Annotated in this window: 23 protein-coding genes; 11 read left to right on the forward strand and 12 right to left on the reverse strand. The window is 32.7% G+C overall.

What is annotated here, in order from left to right:
* Positions 1 to 16 precede the first annotated feature (16 nt).
* From OD917_RS03020 to OD917_RS03045, 6 genes are all read left to right on the forward strand, one after another.
* Positions 17 to 277: a hypothetical protein gene (locus OD917_RS03020; protein WP_263522067.1), complete on the forward strand. Its 261-nt coding sequence runs from the start codon at positions 17 to 19 to the stop codon at positions 275 to 277.
* Complete coding sequence (locus OD917_RS03025; protein WP_263522068.1) at positions 267 to 1,409, forward strand: acyl-CoA dehydrogenase; 1,143 nt, start codon at positions 267 to 269, stop codon at positions 1,407 to 1,409. The genes OD917_RS03020 and OD917_RS03025 overlap by 11 nt, the downstream gene beginning before the upstream one ends.
* Before the next feature lie 140 nt (positions 1,410 to 1,549).
* Positions 1,550 to 2,527 (forward strand): M28 family peptidase, encoded by a 978-nt coding sequence (locus OD917_RS03030; RefSeq protein ID WP_263522069.1) that lies wholly within the window; start codon positions 1,550 to 1,552, stop codon positions 2,525 to 2,527.
* A 35-nt stretch (positions 2,528 to 2,562) separates the two neighbouring features.
* Positions 2,563 to 3,240: an SDR family NAD(P)-dependent oxidoreductase gene (locus OD917_RS03035; protein WP_263522070.1), complete on the forward strand. Its 678-nt coding sequence runs from the start codon at positions 2,563 to 2,565 to the stop codon at positions 3,238 to 3,240.
* A gap of 27 nt (positions 3,241 to 3,267) precedes the next feature.
* On the forward strand, positions 3,268 to 3,636 hold the full coding sequence (locus OD917_RS03040; protein WP_263522071.1) for a four helix bundle protein: 369 nt from the start codon (positions 3,268 to 3,270) through the stop codon (positions 3,634 to 3,636).
* Positions 3,637 to 3,648: 12 nt separating this feature from the next.
* The gene (locus OD917_RS03045; RefSeq protein ID WP_263522072.1) at positions 3,649 to 4,257 is read left to right on the forward strand and encodes a SprT-like domain-containing protein; all 609 of its coding nucleotides are present in this window, start codon (positions 3,649 to 3,651) and stop codon (positions 4,255 to 4,257) included.
* Positions 4,258 to 4,342: 85 nt separating this feature from the next.
* On the opposite strand, the gene OD917_RS03050 is transcribed toward OD917_RS03045, so the two are convergent.
* From OD917_RS03050 to gcvP, 6 genes are all read right to left on the reverse strand, one after another.
* The gene (locus tag OD917_RS03050) at positions 4,343 to 5,104 is read right to left on the reverse strand and encodes an ABC transporter ATP-binding protein (RefSeq protein WP_263522073.1); all 762 of its coding nucleotides are present in this window, start codon (positions 5,102 to 5,104) and stop codon (positions 4,343 to 4,345) included.
* Positions 5,104 to 5,850 carry an MlaE family ABC transporter permease gene (locus tag OD917_RS03055; RefSeq protein ID WP_263522074.1) on the reverse strand — a complete coding sequence of 249 codons (747 nt, stop codon included), beginning with the start codon at positions 5,848 to 5,850 and terminating at the stop codon, positions 5,104 to 5,106. Before OD917_RS03055 ends, OD917_RS03050 begins: the two co-directional genes overlap by 1 nt.
* Before the next feature lie 79 nt (positions 5,851 to 5,929).
* Positions 5,930 to 6,778, reverse strand: a complete 849-nt coding sequence (locus tag OD917_RS03060; RefSeq protein WP_263522075.1) for a glycosyltransferase — start codon at positions 6,776 to 6,778, stop codon at positions 5,930 to 5,932.
* Between the two features lie 85 nt (positions 6,779 to 6,863).
* Positions 6,864 to 7,391, reverse strand: a complete 528-nt coding sequence (locus tag OD917_RS03065) for a methyltransferase (RefSeq protein ID WP_263522076.1) — start codon at positions 7,389 to 7,391, stop codon at positions 6,864 to 6,866.
* A 157-nt stretch (positions 7,392 to 7,548) separates the two neighbouring features.
* Positions 7,549 to 8,607: a 3-oxoacyl-ACP synthase III family protein gene (locus OD917_RS03070; protein WP_263522077.1), complete on the reverse strand. Its 1,059-nt coding sequence runs from the start codon at positions 8,605 to 8,607 to the stop codon at positions 7,549 to 7,551.
* Positions 8,608 to 9,011: 404 nt separating this feature from the next.
* The gene (gene gcvP / locus OD917_RS03075; protein WP_263522078.1) at positions 9,012 to 11,861 is read right to left on the reverse strand and encodes an aminomethyl-transferring glycine dehydrogenase; all 2,850 of its coding nucleotides are present in this window, start codon (positions 11,859 to 11,861) and stop codon (positions 9,012 to 9,014) included.
* 194 nt (positions 11,862 to 12,055) lie between these two features.
* On the opposite strand from gcvP, the gene OD917_RS03080 reads away from it, so the two are divergent.
* Complete coding sequence (locus OD917_RS03080) at positions 12,056 to 12,868, forward strand: hypothetical protein (protein ID WP_263522079.1); 813 nt, start codon at positions 12,056 to 12,058, stop codon at positions 12,866 to 12,868.
* A gap of 251 nt (positions 12,869 to 13,119) precedes the next feature.
* On the opposite strand, the gene OD917_RS03085 is transcribed toward OD917_RS03080, so the two are convergent.
* The 5 genes from OD917_RS03085 to OD917_RS03105 form a co-directional block, all read right to left on the reverse strand.
* Positions 13,120 to 13,575 (reverse strand): SRPBCC family protein, encoded by a 456-nt coding sequence (locus OD917_RS03085; protein ID WP_263522080.1) that lies wholly within the window; start codon positions 13,573 to 13,575, stop codon positions 13,120 to 13,122.
* Positions 13,576 to 13,709: 134 nt separating this feature from the next.
* Positions 13,710 to 14,615 (reverse strand): TIGR01777 family oxidoreductase, encoded by a 906-nt coding sequence (locus OD917_RS03090; RefSeq protein WP_263522081.1) that lies wholly within the window; start codon positions 14,613 to 14,615, stop codon positions 13,710 to 13,712.
* A 57-nt stretch (positions 14,616 to 14,672) separates the two neighbouring features.
* Positions 14,673 to 15,491, reverse strand: a complete 819-nt coding sequence (locus OD917_RS03095) for a hypothetical protein (RefSeq protein WP_263522082.1) — start codon at positions 15,489 to 15,491, stop codon at positions 14,673 to 14,675.
* Positions 15,492 to 15,518: 27 nt separating this feature from the next.
* Positions 15,519 to 16,259: a YqjF family protein gene (locus OD917_RS03100; RefSeq protein WP_263522083.1), complete on the reverse strand. Its 741-nt coding sequence runs from the start codon at positions 16,257 to 16,259 to the stop codon at positions 15,519 to 15,521.
* A gap of 61 nt (positions 16,260 to 16,320) precedes the next feature.
* Complete coding sequence (locus OD917_RS03105; RefSeq protein ID WP_263522084.1) at positions 16,321 to 16,824, reverse strand: GbsR/MarR family transcriptional regulator; 504 nt, start codon at positions 16,822 to 16,824, stop codon at positions 16,321 to 16,323.
* 510 nt (positions 16,825 to 17,334) lie between these two features.
* Between OD917_RS03105 and OD917_RS03110 the strand changes: the two genes are divergently transcribed.
* From OD917_RS03110 to OD917_RS03125, 4 genes are all read left to right on the forward strand, one after another.
* On the forward strand, positions 17,335 to 17,556 hold the full coding sequence (locus OD917_RS03110) for a hypothetical protein (RefSeq protein WP_263522085.1): 222 nt from the start codon (positions 17,335 to 17,337) through the stop codon (positions 17,554 to 17,556).
* Positions 17,557 to 17,666: 110 nt separating this feature from the next.
* Positions 17,667 to 18,380: a hypothetical protein gene (locus OD917_RS03115; RefSeq protein ID WP_263522086.1), complete on the forward strand. Its 714-nt coding sequence runs from the start codon at positions 17,667 to 17,669 to the stop codon at positions 18,378 to 18,380.
* Positions 18,381 to 18,470: 90 nt separating this feature from the next.
* Positions 18,471 to 19,208, forward strand: coding sequence for a hypothetical protein (locus OD917_RS03120; RefSeq protein WP_263522087.1), 738 nt, complete (start codon positions 18,471 to 18,473; stop codon positions 19,206 to 19,208).
* Positions 19,209 to 19,342: 134 nt separating this feature from the next.
* Complete coding sequence (locus tag OD917_RS03125; protein ID WP_263522088.1) at positions 19,343 to 20,605, forward strand: cation:proton antiporter; 1,263 nt, start codon at positions 19,343 to 19,345, stop codon at positions 20,603 to 20,605.
* A 98-nt stretch (positions 20,606 to 20,703) separates the two neighbouring features.
* On the opposite strand, the gene OD917_RS03130 is transcribed toward OD917_RS03125, so the two are convergent.
* Positions 20,704 to 21,363 (reverse strand): vancomycin high temperature exclusion protein, encoded by a 660-nt coding sequence (locus OD917_RS03130; RefSeq protein WP_263522089.1) that lies wholly within the window; start codon positions 21,361 to 21,363, stop codon positions 20,704 to 20,706.
* Positions 21,364 to 21,369: the final 6 nt, after the last annotated feature.

Consider the following 21,369-nt stretch of genomic DNA (forward strand, 5'->3'; position numbering starts at 1 on the left):
CAAAAAAGCAGAAATTATGATTCTTGAATTTTATCGAATTTCTTGCAATATTGATGCTGATTTGAATGAAAATCTAAATAATTACGAAAACGTTATCGTAATCTTTGCCGATCTATTAATTTTGTATGCGTGCATTGTAAATTACACTTTTAAAAAGTATCTTTGGAAGCCTTTGTATCAAAAAATTAAGGCATCGAAAAAACATAAAAAACAAAAAATCATCAACTATAGAAATCTGGTTGAAAAAACATTTAAAGTAAACTACTATGGATTTTAATCTTACCGAAGAACATTTAATGATTCAGCAGGCAGCAAGAGATTTTGCTCAAAATGAATTATTGCCGGGAGTTATTGAACGTGACGAAAAACAAATTTTTCCAACTGAGCAAGTCAAAAAAATGGGCGAACTTGGATTTATGGGAATGATGGTTGATCCAAAATATGGAGGAAGTGGTCTGGACGCAATTTCTTATGTTATTGCAATGGAAGAAATTTCTAAAGTAGATGCATCTGCTTCTGTTGTTATGTCAGTAAACAATTCATTAGTTTGCTGGGGATTGCAAGAATATGGTACTGAAGAACAAAAACAAAAATATTTGCCAGGTTTAGCTTCTGGAGAAATTCATGGAGCATTCTGTTTAAGTGAACCTGAAGCAGGAAGTGATGCAACTTCGCAAAAAACTACCGCAATTGATATGGGAGATCATTACTTGGTTAATGGTACAAAAAACTGGATTACAAACGGAAACACAGCTTCTGTATATTTAGTAATTGCGCAAACACACCCAGAATTAAAGCATAAAGGAATCAATGCTTTGATTATGACGAAAGACATGCCAGGTTTTTCAGTTGGTCCGAAAGAACAAAAAATGGGAATCCGTGGTTCTGATACACATTCTTTAATGTTTTCTGATGTAAAAGTTCCTAAAGAAAATAGAATTGGAGAAGATGGTTTCGGATTTAAATTTGCAATGAAAACACTTGCAGGTGGAAGAATTGGAATTGCTTCGCAAGCATTAGGAATTGCTTCTGGAGCATACGAATTGGCATTAAAATATTCTAAAGAACGTAAAGCATTTGGTACAGAAATCTGCAATCACCAAGCAATTGCTTTCAAATTGGCAGATATGGCTGTGAATATCGAGGCAGCTCGTCATTTATGTATGAAAGCGGCTTGGGATAAAGACAATCATAAAAACTACGATGTAAGTGGGGCGATGGCAAAATTATTTGCTTCACAAGTCGCAATGGACACTTCTGTAGAAGCAGTTCAAATTCACGGAGGAAACGGATATGTGAAAGAATATCATGTTGAGCGTTTAATGCGTGATGCTAAAATTACTCAAATTTACGAAGGAACTTCTGAAATTCAGAAAATCGTAATTTCAAGAGCTGTTATTGCTGGATAAAATTAGGTTACAAATAGATTTGAGACCCTTTCGACTTTTAGTTTGGAAGGGTTTTTTTATGAATATTCTATTACTTTTCATAAGTTTATAGTTCCAAGTAAAAATCATTTTTGATTATCACTAAAACAAACAAAGAAACAATGAAAAAACTATACTTTTTACTTCCGTTTATTTTTTTAGCCTGCAAGTCGGGAACTAAAACTGTCAATGAAAAAGAAACGGCTTCAGATTCTAAAACAATTGAAGTTACTTATAAAATAAATGAGACTGAAATTTCAGATTTTCTAAAATATCTTTCTTCAGATGAATTGGAAGGACGTGAAACTGGAACTAAAGGAATTGAAAAGGCAGCTGTTTTTCTAGAAGACTTTTTAAAGAAAAATAAAATCAAACCCTATTTTAAAACGTATCGAGATACTTTGACCAATTTTAAAGTTCCTGCTTTTAATATCGTTGGAGTTATTGAAGGAACAGATCCTGAACTAAAAAAAGAGTTTGTTGTGCTGAGCGCGCATTATGATCATATTGGTTTGGAGAAAAAGCAGCAGGCAGATAAAATTAACAATGGAGCAAATGACGATGCTTCGGGTGTAACTTCGGTGGCAGCGATGGCAAAATATTTTAGCGAAACAAAAGTTAATAAGCGAAGTGTTTTAATTGTTTTTTTTGCTGGAGAAGAAAAAGGTTTATTGGGATCAAAAAGTTTAGTTCAGAAATTGAAGAAACAAGATTTCAATCTTTATGCTCAATTAAATATCGAAATGATTGGTGTTCCAATGAAAAGAGATTTCCTAGCTTATATTACTGGTTTTGACAAATCGAATATGGCATCAAAAATAAATGAATATACTGGGAAAAATACAATTGGCTTTTTGCCAAAAGAGGCAGAATATCAATTGTTTTACAGGTCAGATAATTATTCTTTTTTTGAAGCTTTCGGAAAACCTTGTCAATCAATAAGTACTTTTGACTTTGAAAACTTTGATTTCTATCATCATGTTTCAGATGAATTCAAATTGATGGATATTCCTCATATTACAGCTTTCACACAAGAATTGTTGCCTGCCGTGACCAAAATTGCAATTTCTCCAACGCAGGAAATAACCATGAATAAATAAGAGGCTGTTTTACAGCATTTGATTATTTTTGTCGCATGAAAAATATTATCGTTACAGGAACAAGCAGAGGAATTGGTTATGAATTAGCTTTGAAATTTGCTGAAGCAGGCCATCAGGTTTTGGCAATTTCCAGAAAAATTCCACAAACATTATTGCAGCATCAAAACGTAACTTGCTTGTCTGTTGACTTAGCAGATGAAACGGCTTTGAATCAGGTTGAAAGTTTTCTTTCTTCAACTTGGAAAAAAGTCGATGCAGTAGTTCATAATGCGGGAGCTTTACTTTTAAAGCCTTTTTCAGAAACTACTCAGGCAGATTTTGAAAGTATTTATAAAGTGAACGTTTTTGCGGTTGCTAATTTAACTCGTATTTGTATTCCGTATTTAGAAAAGGGAAGTCATGTTGTGACTATAAGTTCAATTGGCGGAGTTCGCGGAAGTTTAAAATTTGCTGGATTAGCGGCTTACAGTTCGAGTAAAGGAGCTGTAATTACTTTAACTGAATTATTGGCTGAAGAATATAAAGAAAAAGGAATTTCATTTAATGTTTTGGCTTTGGGTTCTGTTCAAACTGAAATGCTGAATGAAGCTTTTCCAGGATATCAAGCGCCAATTTCAGCAGAAGGTATGGCAACTTATATTTATGATTTTACTCTTAACGGAAATAAATACTTTAACGGAAAGGTCTTAGAAGTCTCTTCAACGAACCCTTAGTTAATTATAAATTATGAGTTATGAATTATGAGTGAGAGTATTGTGAAAACTAAAAGTTTTGAATTAGCTGTAAGAGGAGTTAATTTTTATAAATGGCTAGTTGCGGAAAGGAAGGAATTTGTAATGAGTAAACAATTTTTACGTTCGGTTACTTCTGTTGGAGCGAATGTTCGAGAAGCTATAAATGCACAAAGCAAACCTGATTTTATTCATAAACTGTCAATTTCTCAAAAAGAATGTGACGAGTCAATGTATTGGTTAGAAATATTAATTGCAACAAATTATATTTCCAAAGCTGAATTTGAATCGATGCACAAGCAGTGTGAGGAAGTGTTAAAAATCATAAAAAGTATAATCATAACGTCAAAGAAAAAACTCATAACTCAAAACTCATAATTCATAATTAAATTGAGCGAAACTTTAGCTAAATATATTCCAGAACATGCGGTAAAACCCGTTTTCGATTTGATAGTGGCCAATCAGGTTCATTTGAAAATTGTAAACGAACGCCAGACGCGTCATGGTGATTATAGACGCGGACCAAGTGGAAAACATGAAATTACGGTTAATGCTAGTTTGAATAAATACCGATTTTTGATTACTTTGATTCATGAAATTGCACATTTGGTTGCTTTTGAGAAATTTGGACGAAATATAAAACCTCATGGAAACGAATGGAAATATACTTTTCAGCGTTTGATGGTTCCGTTTATTCGGCCAGAAATATTTCCAGGGCAGATTTTACCTTTATTAGCAAGACACTTTAAAAATCCATCTGCAAGTAGTGATACCGACACGACTTTGTCTTTGGCTTTAAAACAATACGATAAAGACAACGATAAGAACTATGTTTTCGAAATCCCATACGGTAGCGTTTTTAGAATCAAAAACGGTAAAGTTTTCAAGAAACTGGCTGTTCGTACCAAACGTTTTGAATGCATTGAAATAAGCTCAGGAAAAACATATCTTTTTAACCCGAATGCTGAAGTGGAATTGATAAATTCAATTCCAAAGTAGGAGTGAATATTCAGTAATAAAAAATCCCAAATTCCAGAGTTTACAACAATTGGAATTTGGGATTTTTAATATTGGAGTTAAAAGACTAGCCTTTCAAATATGCTTCTCTTACTTTCTTAAATAAGTTTGAAGAATAAACAAATTTCACGATGTCTTTGTTGTCTGTTCTAAAAATTTCTTCTTTAGTTCCCTGCCAAGCTTTTAATCCTTTTTTTAAGAAAACAATATTTTCACCAATTTCCATAACCGAGTTCATATCGTGAGTATTGATTACAGTTGTAATGTTGTATTCTTTTGTAATTTCCTGAATTAAATTATCAATCAATGTGGAAGTATTTGGATCTAAACCAGAGTTAGGCTCATCACAAAATAAGTACTTCGGATTGTTTACGATTGCGCGGGCAATTGCCACACGCTTTTGCATTCCTCCAGAAATCTCAGAAGGTAATTTTTTATGTGCTTCAACTAAATTTACTCTTTCTAAAACAAAATCAACGCGTTCTTTGATTTGTGCCTTAGTATTATTGGTGAACATTCTTAAAGGGAAAGCTACATTTTCTGCAACTGTCATAGAATCGAATAAAGCGCTTCCTTGAAATACCATTCCTATTTCAGTTCTTAATTCACGTTTTTCATCTGGATCTAAATCAGAATACACCCTTCCGTCAAACTCAATTGTTCCAGAGTCAGGAGCATGAATTCCTAAGAGTGTTTTTAATAAAACGGTTTTTCCAGATCCACTTTGTCCAATAATCAAGTTGGTTTTTCCAGTTTCAAAAACGGTTGAAACGCCTTTTAAAACTTTACTTTCTCCAAATGATTTTTCTATATTTTTTACTTCTATCATTATCCTAATAATAATTGAGTTAATATATAATTAAAAAGAATGATACAAACTGATGTCCATACAAACGAAATTGTACTTGCTTTTCCAACTTCTAATGCACCACCTTTCATATAATAACCATGAAAAGATGGAATCGTAGCTAATAACATTGCAAAAATTAAAGTTTTAATGAATGCATATGTAATATGAAAAGGAATAAATTCCATTTGAGCACCTTGAATAAAATCTTGGCTGGTAGAAAATCCACCATAAGCAGAAGCTAGCCATCCTCCAAAAATTCCTAAAAACATACTAATACCAATTACAAATGGATACATTAGTAAAGCGATTATTTTTGGAAACACAAGATAATTTAATGAATTTACTCCCATAACCTCAAGCGCATCAATTTGTTCTGTAACACGCATTGTTCCAATACTTGAAGTAATGTAAGATCCCATTTTTCCGGCCATAATTACCGAAATAAATGTTGGAGCAAATTCCAAAATAACAGATTGTCGTGTAGCAAAACCGATTAAATATTTTGGGATTAATGGATTAGTTAAGTTTAGCGCTGTTTGAATAGCAACAACCCCTCCGATGAAGAAAGAGATAAAGCAAACAATTCCAAGAGAGTCAATAATAAGGTCATCGATTTCTTTAAGAATTAGACTTTTCATAACAGGCCATTTGGTCTGTTTATTGAAAATTTCTTTCAGCATTAAAAAATATCTCCCGATTTGGGATAAGTAACGAATTAGCATCATAAGTTTTAAATATTTGCTAAGGTAAAAAGAAGTTATGAGTTATGAGTTATGAGTTCAGTTTTTTCGACTGTTTTGGCAATCAAATTAACTTTTGTTTCATTTTCTGTAAACGATAATTTCTAATAAACTTAGCTTGTTCAGGAGTTACTAATAAAGGAGTTTTAGCTTTTTTAGCTTTCATAAAACCTTTAATGTAATCTAAAAATAGAAATGGTCTTTTCTTCATCATGGCCAATTTTGCCGAAGCAATTGCCGTAATCCAAAAACCATAACCTAAAGTATAAAAAGCTTCGCCTTGTTTATAACGAGCTGTTTTGTTATAATTTGCACCAGTTGGTTTAAGATGTTTTACATGTAAAGATTCGTCGGTTACAATTTTCCAATCGTAATATTTACACAATAATTCATCTACAGTATCCCAACCCATTGCTGGACGTAAACCGCCAATTTGCTGATAGGTTTCTTTTCTATACGCTTTTAGTGCGCCGCGAATATGATCTTTATCGGTAAGATTTTCTAAAACCCATTCGCCATTTTTATCGATGTAACAGAATCCGCCAACCATTCCGATTCTAGGATCTGATTCGAAATGTTTGATTATTGTTTCGAAATAGTTTGGAGGAAAAATTAAATCGCCATCTATTTTTACAATAATATCATAATCTGAATCCAACGTTTCAAAACCTTTCTGAAACGCCTGAATTACTTTGCTCCCAGGTAAATGAATCGCATCTGAAGTTTTGTTTACAACAGAAATATATGGATTCTCTTTTGCAAAGTTTAAAACTACTTCTTCTGTTTTATCTGTAGAATTGTCATTGACAACCACAACTTTTGATGGCAAAACAGTCTGAGATACTAATGATTGTAAAGTTAAGCCAATTAAATCTTGTTCGTTGTGTGCGGGAATGACGATATAATATTTCATGTGAAAAATTTTAGATTTTAGATTTTAGATTTTAGACTTTTTGGAGTTGTCTAAATCAAAAATCAAAAATCGTTAATCTGCAATCTTAATTCTTAACTTTCTCTGCAACAATAATATAATATCTTGGAGTAAAATATCTCAATAATGGTCTAAGTCCGATTTTCTTTACTGGATGTGTAAATTGCAGGCGGTCTGTTATTTTCCATCCCGTTTTTTCTAATAGCCAGTCTAATTGCCAGTCTTCAAATTCGTGGTAATGTCTGTCCCACATATCAGTTTTAGAGCGATATGCTGGTGAAAACCATAAACGTAACGGAATTGAGATTAGCAATTTATCACATTTCACGTTTTGTAAAATAGTATACGGATTTAGTAAATGTTCGAAAATTTCAAATGCTGTAAAAACGCTATATTCCTCTGTTTGTAAAGCTGTATGATCGTTATCTAAATCTTCACCTTTTGTGTTTTTTACAGTATAACCATTTTCTTCCATTATTTTAGAAAATGGATTTGGAACTCCAAAATCAAAAATGATTTCTGATGTGCTAACGTGTTTTTGTAAAAACTCTAAGGTAAGTTTGAATCTTTTATTCGGAAACGTTTTTTCGTACATAGTCTTGCGAGGAACGAAACAATCTCTCGTTCTTAATTTTAATTAGGTCGCAAATATACTAAAAAAGTCCGCACTATAAGGTGCGGACTTTTTTAGTTTTCAGTCTCAGTCACAGTTTTCAGTCTATGAAACTGAAAACTGCTACTGCAAACCGGGACTAGTAACGGTAAACAAAAGCATTAATATTCATTCCAGCTCCAACCGAAGCAAAAATAAGAACATCGCCTTTATTGATTTCGTGGCCTTCGACTTTTTTCTGAAGAATTAAATCGTATAAAGTAGGGACGGTTGCAACACTGCTGTTTCCTAAATCATGAATACTCATTGGCATAATGTCTTTTGGTGACGTTTTATCGTAAAGTTTATAGAAACGCTCTATAATAGCTTCGTCCATTTTTTCGTTAGCTTGGTGAATCAGGATCTTTTTTACATCGTCGATTCCGATGCCGCTTTGATCTAAACAGCTTTTCATTGCTAAAGGAACGTTGCTTAAAGCAAATTCGTAAATTTTACGACCGTACATTTTGATGTATTTAATATCTGGATCTAACTCTGGATTGTATGATTTTCCGAAGAAAAGATAATTTGCTTCATCATTTGCGTAAGTGGCACTTTCATAAGACAATAATCCAGATTCATCAGAAGAAGCTTCTAAAATAGAAACTCCAGCTCCGTCAGAATAAATCATTGAATCACGATCGTGATCATCGACAACTCTAGATAAAGTTTCGGCTCCAATTACCATTACTCTTTTTGCCATTCCAGATTTGATGAAAGCATTGGCTTGAAGAACACCTTCGATCCATCCTGGACATCCGAAAAGAATGTCATAAGCCACACACTTGGGATTTCTGATTCCTAATTTGTTTTTAACACGTGTAGCCAAACTTGGTAAAATATCAGTTTGGTGCGTTCCTGTTTTTACATCGCCAAAGTTGTGAGCGAAAATAATATAGTCTAAAGTTTCGGCATCGATTCCTGCATTTGCAATTGCTTTTTGAGCAGCAAAAAAAGCTAGATCGGATGCTGTGTATTGTGGTTCGGCATAACGGCGATTTTCAATTCCAGTAATACCTTTAAATTTTTTAATAACGACTTCGTTCGGATAACCAAAAGGAGTTCCATCCTCATTTAAAAAAACATGTTTGTCAAAATCTGTGTTTTTTACTTCTAAATTAGGAATATAACTCCCAATACCAATAATTTTTATTTTCATTTTTCCCTTAATTATCCGATAAATTTAGCGCTAATGTATAAATAATATTATGATAACTATCATAAAAAATAGTATGCATGCATATAATTATGAAATAACTATTTTTCGGTTGATATATTGTTTTTTTTCTAATGATTTTTTAATATTTACTAGATTTCAAACGATTGAAGGAGATTCCGAGAGTAAAGTTTTTTTGCTTTTATTTCAAATTTATGACGATAATTTCACAAAAGATTATCAGAAAGTTATGTTTCTTTAAATCAGATTTCTTCTTTGTTGTTTTGTTCAAAAAGTTTCAAGTTTCAGGTTATGCTAAAACCTGACACACGAAACTTGAAACAAAAATAAACCCGACAGATTTTTGTAATCTGTCGGGTTTGAATATGTATAAGAAAACTTATTTCTTAGTTTTCTATATAAGCTTCAATAGGAGCACAGCTACATACTAAATTTCTGTCACCATAAGCGTCATCTACACGACGAACAGATGGCCAGAATTTATTTTCAGCAATGTATGCTAATGGGTAAGCCGCTTTTTCTCTAGTATAAGGGAAATCCCAAGAATCTGTAGTTAACATTGCTAATGTGTGAGGTGCATTTTTCAATACATTGTTTTTATCATCAGCAGTTGCAGCTTCAATTTCTTTTCTGATTGAGATAAGCGCATCACAAAAACGATCTAACTCCGCTAAATCTTCAGATTCTGTAGGTTCGATCATTAAAGTTCCCGCAACTGGGAAAGAAACCGTAGGAGCGTGGAAACCGTAATCCATTAAACGTTTTGCGATATCACCAACTTCGATTCCGTTTTCTTTAAATGCACGGCAATCTAAGATCATTTCGTGAGCTGCTCTTCCGCATTCTCCAGTATAAAGAATTGGATAGTGTCCTTCGAAACGTGCTTTCATGTAGTTTGCGTTTAAGATCGCGTGCTCTGTAGCGCTTTTTAATCCTTCAGCTCCCATCATTGTGATGTAACCGTAAGAAATTAAACAAACTAAAGCAGATCCGTAAGGCGCAGATGAAATAGCAGTAATTGCTTGTTCACCACCAACTTTTAAGATTGGGTTTGTTGGTAAGAACGGAACTAATTTTTCGTTTACACAAATTGGTCCAACACCAGGTCCACCACCACCGTGAGGAATAGCGAATGTTTTGTGTAAGTTTAAGTGGCAAACGTCAGCACCAATTGTAGCAGGATTTGTTAATCCAACTTGCGCGTTCATGTTTGCACCATCCATATATACTAACCCGCCATTATCGTGGATTAATTTTGTGATTTCAATAATTGAAGATTCGAAAACCCCGTGAGTAGAAGGATACGTTACCATTAAGCAAGATAAGTCATCTTTGTGCTCAATCGCTTTTTCTCTTAAATCTTCTACGTCAATATTTCCTTCTGGAGTAGTTTTCGTAACAATGATTTTCATTCCTGCCATCGCAGCAGAAGCAGGGTTTGTTCCGTGAGCTGATGAAGGAATCAAACATACATTACGGTGACCTTCGTTTCTTGACATATGGTAAGCACGAATCGCCATTAAACCAGCATATTCTCCTTGAGCACCTGAGTTTGGCTGTAAAGTAGTTCCAGCAAATCCAGTAATTACATTTAATTGTTGCTCTAATTTTTTAAGCATTGTAAGGTAACCTTCTACTTGGTCAACTGGAGCAAACGGGTGAATGCTGTTCCAGTTTGGCATAGAAAGAGGCAACATTTCTGAAGCTGCGTTTAATTTCATTGTACAAGAACCTAATGAGATCATTGAGTGATTCAATGATAAATCTTTACGCTCTAATTTTTTAATGTAACGCATCAACTGACTTTCTGAATGATGATTGTTGAAAACATCATGCGTTAAGAAAGATGACGTTCTTTCTAATGAAGCTGGTAATTGACTAGCTTCACTTAATTCAGAAACCTTAACAGTTTCTTTTCCTAAAGCTTCAGCAAAAATCGCAACGATTTGATTGATATCAGCAACAGAAGTTGTTTCGTTTAACGAAATCGAAACTGAATCAGCATCAGGATAGAAGAAGTTTACTTTGCTTTTCTCAGCAACTGCTTTTACTTTTTGAGCATCAGCTTTTACTAAAATAGTATCAAAGTAAGCAGTGTTGGTTTGGTAAACTCCTAATTTATTTAAAGCTTCAGCAGTAGTAACTGCAGAGGCGTGAACTTTATTTGCAATGTATTTTAATCCTTCTGGTCCGTGGTAAACTGCGTACATTCCAGCCATAACTGCCAATAAAACTTGAGCAGTACAGATGTTTGAAGTCGCTTTTTCACGTTTGATGTGTTGCTCACGAGTTCCTAAAGCCATACGTAAAGCACGGTTTCCATTTGCATCAACAGAAACACCAATGATACGGCCCGGCATAGAACGCTTGTATTCGTCTTTAGTTGCAAAATAAGCAGCATGAGGACCACCGTAACCCATTGGTACACCAAAACGTTGTGTAGTTCCAACAACAACTGCAGCACCCATTTCTCCTGGAGAAGTTAAAGTTGCTAATGATAAAATATCAGCAGCAAAGGCAACTTTGATTTCGTTTTCTTTTGCTTTAGCAACAAAAGCACTATAATCGTTTACTTGACCGTATTTTCCTGGATATTGTAAAATCGCTCCGAAAAATTCATTTGAAAAATCAAATGTTTCGTGGTTTCCAACAACTAATTCAATTCCGATTGGAGTTGAACGTGTTTGTAAAACTGATAAAGTTTGAGGTAAAATTTCTTCAGAAACGAAGAATTTGTGTGTATTGTTTTTCTTTTGATCTCTTGTACGAACGTCAAATAATAACGCCATAGCTTCTGCAGCAGCAGTTCCTTCATCAAGTAAAGAAGCGTTTGCAATTTCCATTCCAGTTAACTCGATAACAGTAGTTTGGAAATTTAAAATAGCTTCCAAACGACCTTGAGCAATTTCTGCTTGGTAAGGTGTGTAAGCTGTGTACCATCCTGGGTTTTCGAAGATATTTCTCTGAATTGGAGCCGGAACGATAGTTGGGTGATAACCTAAACCAATGTATGATTTAAATGTTTTGTTTTTCTTTCCTAATTCGCGAATATGATTTGCAAATTCGAATTCTGTCATTGCAGGATCTAAATTCAAAGGTGCTTTTAAACGAATATCGTCCGGAAGGGTTTCATAAACAAGTTGTTCAATCGAATCAACTCCAATAGTTTTCAGCATGTGCTGAAGATCAGTTTCTCTTGGACCAATGTGTCTTAAAGCAAAAGCATCTGTTTTCATGTAGCTATCTAATGTTTTAAATAATGTGATTCTGCTCGATTATAGTGCGCGAATAACATTTAAAAGTAAATGTGTTGTTTTTTTGTGGCGCAAAATTAAGTATTATTAATAATTTAATGGGTATTTTTAACTTCAATTTTTATCAAATTTCTAACTAAAGAGTTGATTTGTTACCAATTGATTAGATTTGAGGCATGAAACTTCTAAAACAAATTTTCGATTTTTATTTAAACAGCAGTATTCACGTGGCTTTGTCATGCTATGCATTGGTGCATATTACATTTCATGTGTTTCATATTCAGTATGATGAGCCAATGGCGCTTTTTGTTTTTTTTGGAACAATTGTAGGATATAATTTCGTAAAATATGATGCGCTGGTTCGCGTAAAGAAAAATCCGATTGGTACTCAGCTAAAAATTATTGCTGTTTTAAGTTTTATTTCGGTCGTTTTAGTCGGTTATTATTTTTTCCATTTAAAGAGAATTACGCAAATAGTCTCAGTCGGAATTTTTGCCATAACGGCGCTTTATACTTTACCTTTTTTTCCAAACAGAAAAAATGCCCGAAACTGGGCAGGTGTAAAAATTTATATTGTCGCACTTTGTTGGGTTGGAGCAACTTTAGTTTTACCATTAATAAATGCTGAAATTCCGTTTACCACAGATTTTTTCATTAAATGCATTCAGCGTTTTGTACTGGTTTTTGTTTTGATTTTAGTTTTCGAAATCATCGATTTAGCCAACGACGATCCACATTTACAAACCGTTCCGCAGACGATTGGAGTAAAAAGAACTAAGATTTTAGGACTTTCGCTTTTAGTTCCGTTTTGGTTTCTGGAAGTTTTTATTTCAACTTTCAATTTTCATGATGCGATCATAAATCTGATTATGGTCATTATGCTAATGTTATTCATCATTTTTGCCAATCCAAACCGTTCCAAATATTATACTTCTTTTTGGGTAGAAAGCGTTCCGATTTTTTGGTGGCTGATGGTTATGTTTTTATGATATCTTTTATTAAGCTCCAGATTCCTACACAACGTTTCCCGCGGTTGAAACCGCGGGCTATATTTGAAATTAGAATTTAAAAAAAAGTATCCAATTAGGGCTTTAGCTAAACTTTGTCTTTTGGTTAAAGCCAGCAATATTCTATTCTATTTCTCCTCCGGCTAAAGCTGGAGGCAAATTAATTTCAAAATTATCTTTTTTGAGATCTGCTCAAATCTACGGAATCTGCATGAAATAAATTCAAAGAACTATCAATTGTTGTTTTCCGAAACCTCTTTCAAAACTTTATTTCTTTCTAAAAGAAAATTAGTAAGATGCTTTTCTAAAAACAAAATATCAAAAAGTTCCCCGAATATTCCAAACGGAGTTTCATATTGCAATTTGTCTTTCATAATTGTAACGCCATTTTCTTCTTCAAAAAAATGTTTATGTTTGAATGATTTGAATTTTCCTTTTTCCATTTCATCTACAAAATAATCATAGAGATTCATTGCTGTAATTCGGCTTTTGTGAGTGATGTAAAATCCGAAATGTTTGCCACGCCAAGTCACCGTTTCATTTAAATTTATTAAACCAGAAGTTACGCCGTCAATTGCTTTTTCTTTTATAGGACTTGCTGATTGTTGGTGAATATCGATGTTTCTTGAAGCGTCGAAAACGATTTGTTTTGGTGCGTTTATTTTTGTTGTAAGGTTTATTGTTGCCATAATTTGGATTCAGTTTACTACAATCTTGTCATTTCGACTAAGGAGAAATCACACACAGAATTCGACAAAGATTAGCGATTTTGATTGCGGAGTTTCTACTGTGATTTCTCCTTCGTCGAAATGACACAAAATGCTTAAATTAAAATTTTTAGAGCTTTTTCTAAAGTGGCAAACTTAAACTGAAACCCATTTTCCAAAAGTCGTTTCGGAACTACGTTTCGGCTTTTTAAAACCAATTCCGTTTCTGTACGAATAAAGAAAGATCCAATTTCTAGAAAGAATTTATTCAATGGAATTCCGAAGGGAAAGCCAACAGTTTTTCTAAGTTTTTGCATAAAATCTGTATTTCGAATTGGTTCTGGAGAAACAATATTGATAACGCCAGTAATTTCTCTTTCAATAATAAAATCAATCGCATTGGCAAAATCTTCTTCATGAATCCAACTTATAAACTGATTTCCTTTTCCTTGTTTTCCGCCAAAACCAATTTTTGCCAAAGTCTTTAACGGAATTAAAGCACCGCCGTTTTTTCCTAAAACGATAGAAGTTCTCAAAGCCGTTTTTATTGTCTTTGGAGTTTCGGTTTTAAAGAATGCTTTTTCCCAAGAAAGAGCGACATTTATAGAAAAGTCATTTCCAATTTCGCCATCGACTTCGTCCATTTGTTTGTCTAAAGAAAAGCGGTAAATAGTTGCTGTAGATGAATTCAGCCAATGTTTTGGCGGATTTTGACAATTTAAAACCGCTTTGTTTAGAATTTTTGTGCTTTCAATTCTAGACCAAAGAATTTCTTTTTTGTTCTTTTTCGTATAACGACAATCAACCGACTTTCCTGCCAGATTAATTAGAACTGTCGCATTTTCTAATTCCTTTTCCCAACCCGAAAAAGTTCTGGCATTCCAGTTTACATATTTAATTCCGTCAATTGTTTGTGATTTTCCTCGAGTCAGAATTAAAATTTCTTCGAATTTGTTTTTGAAATGATGGATTAAAACTTGTCCTAAAAAACCAGTTCCGGCAGCGATTATGAGTTTTTTCATTTTGTTGTTGAGTGTTAAACCTAACAGGTTTTTAAAACCTGTTAGGTTTCCGAGAGATTAATTAAGAATAAAAATTAAAGCAAGAATTCTGTATAGAATCCAAGTGAAAGATAGATAAAGTGGAAGTTTTAAAATTTTAATTCTTCTAAAATGTTCTAAAAACATAATGAAAACCGTTAGTCCAAACCATCCTAAAATAATCATTTGCGGAAGCTGAACAATCTGACTTAGAATTAAAATCGGGGTTAAAATTAAACTTCCCATCAAAGAAACCGTCATTAAATTTCCAGCATAATTAAGTATAGTCTTTTTATTAAATTTGTAAAGAAATAAACTCTGAAAAACAATTTGTCCAAAAGCTAAAATAAGTTCTCTTGTAATTGTACCTTTTGGAAAATTCAAAATCAAATTAGAATATCCAACTAAAACGAAAGTGGTTATCGTCAAAGTAAATCCGATGAACAGGAAACGATATTTGTAATTGAAATCTGGAATGCATTGCAATTTGTTTTCTTCTTTTACATTTCCTGGAATAATTACTTTTCGATTATAAGAAACAAAAGAATAGAGCTTTTTTAGAATAAAATGAATTGGTTTTATGGTTGTCACTTTTTCAATTAAGGGAAAAGAAAAACCAACGACTTTTATCAAACTATCTATTCCGTAAATTACAGTTTTGTTTTTATTATCTACTAAAGCAATTTCGTTTGGAGCGCGTTTTAAGTCTACAAAATCTTGCTCTTCTGTAGATAATTGGCAATAAGATTTTCTTCCGTTTTCATCAAGCATTCCGCTTTTTACAAATCCAGTTGTGTACAAACTGCAAAGCGGACAATCTTCATCATAAAGTAAAGTTTGGTTTTCTAGCGTTTTCATGATTTTTGGTTTTATGGATGAATAGTTTTAAGCGTATAATTTTTCTTCGACAGGAATCAACTCAATTTTTCTTTTGTTTTTAACGGTAATATCTGAACCTTTTGCAAGGAAAACTGAAGTTGGTTTTTGAGTTTGAAGAAATCCAAAATCGAGTCCATAATTTTTTTCGAAATCAATATCAATTCGATGATTTAAAACCTCAAATTGTTCCCATCTCGGATGTGTCACTTCATATTCAAAAGTCGTCTCTTCGTTTATTTTTGTGTAGCCGAAATAATGCTCGGTAATAAATTCTGCCTCAGAATCAATCTCGATTTTGCTTAAATCTTTTTTGGTTTCAATTTCAATTGTGTTCCATTCTTTGTTGTTTTTCCATTGATAAATGAAAGTATTGCTGTTTTGGTTATCAATAATTTCATGAGTCATTTTCTGAGTTTCATAATGTTCTTGATACAGAGTGTTTGCAATAAAAGTAATTGCTTTTTTAGGAACAATTTCTTTAATGAAAACGACACCGCGCTTCCATTCGCCATTTTCAAAACGTTTCACATAAAATCGTAGATTCACTTCTTCAAAATTGATATGAAACGGAACTTTCAATCCTAAAACCTTGGTGTTTTTAAACATAAATCCAACTAAACTGACATAACATTTGTTGTTCCAAATATCAATCTCAGTTCCTGCGGGAAGATATTTTTCTAATATTCTAGCATCGATTTCATAATTGAAAAGTGCTAGATTTTTCCATTCTGCTTTTAAGAAATCCATGATAATTGTTTTTTAAAGTTTTAAACTTTCAGAAAAAAATGAAAGTTTTGATTAAAATTTTTTATTTCATCATTTTTATAACCAGTTTTCCGAGCCAATTATCATTAAATTCAGTCATTTTATCCAACATATTGTCGGCTTTTAAAACGAAGTCATATAATTTAGTAGTCTGATCTACAAAGTGTTTTTCCTCTACAGATTCATTAGCTTCTATTGTCGAAACTTCTTTTAAGATTTTAAGAGCTGGTTTAATTTCTCTTTTGCTTCTTTCTCTGGAAATTTTTACAGCCAATTCGTCTAAATCTTTTTCTGCTGTAAAGAATTCTTTTCTTTCTCCAGCTTTAAATTCTTTATAAACAATTCCCCAATCCATTAAAGCTCTTAGGTTCATGCTTGCGTTTCCGCGGGAAATTTGTAATTCTTCCATAATGTCTTCCATAGAAACTGGTTCGTTCGAAACCATTAACAAAGCATGGATTTGCGCCATAGTTTTATTAATGCCCCATTGAGAACCTAATGCTCCCCAAGTTTGAACGAATTTATTTTTTGCTTCTCTGAATTCCATGTAACAAATGTATATAAAAGTTTTTAAACTTTCAAAAAAAAATGAAAGTTTGTTTTGAGGGTGTTGATTCTGTTGATGAAAAATATCTTGTAACATGGTTTATCTATTTCATAACCAAATATTTCCATTTCATGACATATTATCAAAAATAGCTTTAAACAAGATATAATTTTGAAATGAAAATAGTTCGCAAAACTATTTTTCATAACATTAAAAAAACTCAAATGGTAAGATGATACAAATCATTGATTTGTCGATTGAACGATTTGAATTTGAAAACTCTAAAACTGATACTGCAGATCAGAAAATGAGAAAAGCATTAACAATGAAAATATAATCTGATTCAAGAATGTAAATGAGATTTTTATCTCAATAATAAAAAAAGCACAGTTGCTTGGCACAGATTATCTGCTCGATTGTTAATTCTTAGAAAACTAAACCGCAATTTGAGGTTTTATAGTAGAAATAAGATAGCCTCACAATTATTGTCTAACGTAAAAATCTAAAGTTATGAGTGATTTATTAATTAAAAATGAAGCAGGTACAAGACCAGTAGCAACTGCAAGAAGTAATGATCCTATTGGAGCTCAAAATTTGAGAGTAACCAATCTTGATCCAGCAAATTTAATTGTTGTTGGTAACGATTATCAAGTAGGGTATGATGATGGTACAAACATGAGAGGTCGTACTTGTACTGCAAAAGCAGGAAACACTGCAACATTTGTATTGTAATTGATAGTGGAGCACCACTTAAAAAACGAATTGTCTGTATTCAGAAAATAATACAGAGCGAAAACCGAAAAGCTTAAGAGTAGGAACAAACAAATCAAAAAATATAAATTATGGCAACTTTTAAAACCACAATCAACATTAGTCCAGAAGATGTAAAAATTTTAAAATCTCAAGGATATTCTTTATACGGATTTAAATCTGTAGCAGCTTCAGGAGATGGTTCTCCTACAGTTTGGTTCAATCTTCCGGCTGAAAAATTATTAGGAAAAACAGTAATTACTTGGGAGGAAGAATTTCAAGGATACAATTCGACTACTACAATTCTTCCAAAAACAGTTATCGAAGCAAGTAATACTATCGATACAGACTTAGGACAGCTGATCACTATAGAACAAGGATCAGGAAATTTAGATTCTAGTTCAGATGGAGTTGATGGAGCAGTAGCTTTTCTTAACAACGACACGCAGCAGTTTACAGTTGGAATCAATCAGTTGGTAAATGGGAAATCTAATATTTTATGTGCATTCCCTATTTTAGGAGCAGGCTCAGCTAGAGTAATCACTCCAATAACAAAAATTGCATTGATTTTCTCTACAGAGCAAATATTAACTGCTACTGTAATAACTAAAGCAATGTCTGCTGGTGCATTTATTAATCTTACAGGTGTTACCTCAAGAGAAACAGATTATTCTGTAAATGCTGGATGGAGTGCTGGAGGTGCAACATGGTTGAAAAACTTTAATGCGCTTACTGACTTAAAAAAGTTATTGATTGAGAATACTAATAAGTTGGAAAAATCAATCAGCGAAAAATTTGCTGTTTAATTTTAGGGGATTTGAATTACTCTTCATCAATTTTTGGTGAGGAGTAATTCTTTTAATATTAAAAAACGATATTTAACTTAAATAAAGGAAATGAAAAGTTCATTAACTATAAATTTGTCACAAGAAACTGTTGAGAAATTAAATCAAGGAAATTTTACTTTATGTTGTTTTCTTGCTTCTAAATCTGATAATGCTTTGTCATGTTTTCCTTTATGTTGGAATACCGTTACTAAGAATTTTTTAAAATCGATATTAATAGAATGGGAATTTGATCTTTCGGCTTATTTGTCAACCAGTCCCATTTCAGACAATGCTGTGATCTACATTCCACAGCCACAAAATTCAATACCTAAACAATCTGCTAGATTTACGGTCAAAAAAAGCGTATCGGGGTCTAATGACAAAATTGAATTAAACCAACGAATGCTTATCGAAAATTATGGCAAAGTTACAATTGATACAAATAACACTTCTCCAAATGTGTTAATTCAAAATAATTCTACTGACTCTTATTCTACTGGTATTTGTGTTTATAGCAGTGATGACGATCAATATTACGGCACTTGTGCTTTTAATTTATATAATGGAAACACGATTTCTGTTGTTCCTGTGAATAAGGTCTTTGTAATGTTTAGCAACAAAAATATTCAAAATAACACTGTAATTTTTTTATCAGAAAATCAAGGACTTTTAATTGATTTTAGCGAAAGCAATGATAATTCAAGAACAGTTTCTTATGATATTAATTTAGGATGGAATTCTAATAATCAACCTTGGGGGACCAAAATTCCTGCCAGAACATACCTTAGCAATATTTTGGTAAGTTGAGGTATAATTTTCGAGATCAAAATATATCCAAGATCAATTTTTCAGGATTTTAAGAATTATAAAGTTATGTTAATTCAACCCTTGAAATTTTCGATTAAATAAGGAGAAAGATATTTTTGTAAAAATCACTTTTTATGGAATTATACTACACTTTTTCAGTACTTATCGTGCTGGCTTCTTTCTTCGCCTATTTGAATTTAAGATTTTTGAAACTTCCAGGAACCATCGGAATCATGATTATTGCGATGCTAGTTTCGGTTGGAATTCGTCTTTTGGGAGATTCTTATTTTCCTTCAACTACCAAACATTTTTTTGATTTAATAAAAGAATTTGATTTCAATGAAATCCTAATGGGAGCAATGTTGAACTTTCTTTTATTCGCTGGTGCGTTACATGTAAATATGGCCGACTTAAAAGAACAAAAAGTGCCAATTATGATTTACTCTACGGTAAGCGTTGTATTATCTGCACTAATTATTTCGATGCTGTTATATTATATCGCACCGCTTTTAGGAATCCATATTCCGTATATATTTTGTTTAGTTTTCGGGACCTTGATTTCTCCAACAGATCCCATTGTGGTTTTGGGAGTTTTAAAAGAAGCTAAAGTTCCAAAAAGAATAGAAACCAAAATTGTTGGTGAATCGCTATTTAATGATGGAGTAGCGGTAGTAATGTTTGCTGTTGTTTTGAAAATGGCAACCGATCCAACTTTTGATGTAAGTTTTAGTTCGATCGCTTGGCTTTTTGCAAAAGAAGGAATCGGCGGACTTTTATTAGGAGCTGTTTTCGGATTTACAGCATCAAAAGTCATGAAGAAAATCGACGATTATAAAGTTTCTGTTTTAATTACGCTTTCTATAGTAACAGGAGGTTTTCTAGTGGCTCAAAGTTTACACGTTTCTAGTCCGCTGGCAATGGTTGTTGCTGGATTGATTATTGGAAATTATGGCAAAAAAGTCGCGATGAGCGAAGTGACAAAAGATTATTTAGGTAAATTTTGGGAACTTATCGATGAAATCTTAAATGCAGTTTTATTCCTTTTTATTGGTTTCGAATTGTTGTTATTGCCAGACTTGAATAAACAATTATTGACAGGTTTTGTAGCTATTTTTATTGTACTTTTTTCAAGACTTACCTCTATAGTTTTACCGTGGAAATTCTTTGACATCTTTAAGTTTTTTGGAATTAAATCGGCGTACAACAAAGGTTCTTTGATGGTTTTGGTTTGGGGAGGAATTCGCGGTGGAGTTTCAATTGCATTAGTTCTTTCTATGCCTGAAGGAGAATATAAAAACTTGCTGCTTGAAGTTACTTATATTGTGGTCTTATTTTCAATTGTTGTACAAGGGCTGACAGTTGGAAAATTAGCAAAAAGAGTTTTAGAGAAAGAGTAAAGATTTAATAGAGTTAAGAGTAAAGAAGCAAGATGCTTTTCTTTGTCTAAACATTATGAAAAACAAAAATCCTGTAAGTTCTTTTACAGGATTTTTCTTTATCGCTTATCATCTTTAGAATAATTCGATTCTCCGTTAATGTTGATTTCTCCACCTAAAAACTTCGGTTCGCGATTTCGTAAAATATCAAAAAAAGATTTACATCTCGAAAGACATTCTCTAAAACGAACATAATTGTAACCTAAATATTCTCCTTGATTTGCTGAATAACCAGCTGATTTTATTCCCAATTTATTTCCGATGTAAATCGCGCGATTTAAATGATATTCCTGAGAAATTAAAGTTGCTCTCTTTATTTTGAAAATATACTTCGCGCGATACATTGTTGAATAGGTATCAAAACCTGCATAATCGATAAATATTTTGGTTGTATCAACGCCATGATTGAAGCAATAGTTTTTCATAACCGTTAATTCATCATATTCTTCACGGCCGTTATCACCAGAAAGCAGAATTTTATTAATTCGTTTTGCTTTCCAAAGCATAATTCCTGCATCAAGTCGGTCCTTTAAATATTTGCTTGGCTGATTCCCATTAATTCCCGCTCCAAAAATAATTCCCACATCATTTTTAGGAAACTTCTTTATTGAATAATAAATGTTCTTTTTGGTCGAAGATTTCACATAATAATTTACTGAAACAATAGAAATCAATCCGATAATGGCAAGATAAAGTGCTATTTTAAAATATTTTTTCACGGCTTG

This window comes from Flavobacterium sp. SH_e (genome assembly GCF_025717045.1).
In the GTDB taxonomy this organism is placed as follows: domain Bacteria; phylum Bacteroidota; class Bacteroidia; order Flavobacteriales; family Flavobacteriaceae; genus Flavobacterium.

Bases quoted from the DNA above. Each gene is read 5' to 3' on its own strand.
- OD917_RS03020 (WP_263522067.1), top strand. From the start codon at position 17: ATGATTCTTGAATTTTATCGAATTTCTTGCAATATTGATGCTGATTTG.
- OD917_RS03025 (WP_263522068.1), top strand. From the start codon at position 267: ATGGATTTTAATCTTACCGAAGAACATTTAATGATTCAGCAGGCAGCA.
- OD917_RS03030 (WP_263522069.1), top strand. From the start codon at position 1,550: ATGAAAAAACTATACTTTTTACTTCCGTTTATTTTTTTAGCCTGCAAG.
- OD917_RS03035 (WP_263522070.1), top strand. From the start codon at position 2,563: ATGAAAAATATTATCGTTACAGGAACAAGCAGAGGAATTGGTTATGAA.
- OD917_RS03040 (WP_263522071.1), top strand. From the start codon at position 3,268: ATGAGTGAGAGTATTGTGAAAACTAAAAGTTTTGAATTAGCTGTAAGA.
- OD917_RS03050 (WP_263522073.1), bottom strand. From the start codon at position 5,104: ATGATAGAAGTAAAAAATATAGAAAAATCATTTGGAGAAAGTAAAGTT.
- OD917_RS03055 (WP_263522074.1), bottom strand. From the start codon at position 5,850: ATGATGCTAATTCGTTACTTATCCCAAATCGGGAGATATTTTTTAATG.
- OD917_RS03060 (WP_263522075.1), bottom strand. From the start codon at position 6,778: ATGAAATATTATATCGTCATTCCCGCACACAACGAACAAGATTTAATT.
- OD917_RS03065 (WP_263522076.1), bottom strand. From the start codon at position 7,391: ATGTACGAAAAAACGTTTCCGAATAAAAGATTCAAACTTACCTTAGAG.
- OD917_RS03070 (WP_263522077.1), bottom strand. From the start codon at position 8,607: ATGAAAATAAAAATTATTGGTATTGGGAGTTATATTCCTAATTTAGAA.
- gcvP (WP_263522078.1), bottom strand. From the start codon at position 11,861: ATGAAAACAGATGCTTTTGCTTTAAGACACATTGGTCCAAGAGAAACT.
- OD917_RS03080 (WP_263522079.1), top strand. From the start codon at position 12,056: ATGAAACTTCTAAAACAAATTTTCGATTTTTATTTAAACAGCAGTATT.
- OD917_RS03085 (WP_263522080.1), bottom strand. From the start codon at position 13,575: ATGGCAACAATAAACCTTACAACAAAAATAAACGCACCAAAACAAATC.
- OD917_RS03090 (WP_263522081.1), bottom strand. From the start codon at position 14,615: ATGAAAAAACTCATAATCGCTGCCGGAACTGGTTTTTTAGGACAAGTT.
- OD917_RS03095 (WP_263522082.1), bottom strand. From the start codon at position 15,491: ATGAAAACGCTAGAAAACCAAACTTTACTTTATGATGAAGATTGTCCG.
- OD917_RS03100 (WP_263522083.1), bottom strand. From the start codon at position 16,259: ATGGATTTCTTAAAAGCAGAATGGAAAAATCTAGCACTTTTCAATTAT.
- OD917_RS03105 (WP_263522084.1), bottom strand. From the start codon at position 16,824: ATGGAATTCAGAGAAGCAAAAAATAAATTCGTTCAAACTTGGGGAGCA.
- OD917_RS03110 (WP_263522085.1), top strand. From the start codon at position 17,335: ATGAGTGATTTATTAATTAAAAATGAAGCAGGTACAAGACCAGTAGCA.
- OD917_RS03115 (WP_263522086.1), top strand. From the start codon at position 17,667: ATGGCAACTTTTAAAACCACAATCAACATTAGTCCAGAAGATGTAAAA.
- OD917_RS03120 (WP_263522087.1), top strand. From the start codon at position 18,471: ATGAAAAGTTCATTAACTATAAATTTGTCACAAGAAACTGTTGAGAAA.
- OD917_RS03125 (WP_263522088.1), top strand. From the start codon at position 19,343: ATGGAATTATACTACACTTTTTCAGTACTTATCGTGCTGGCTTCTTTC.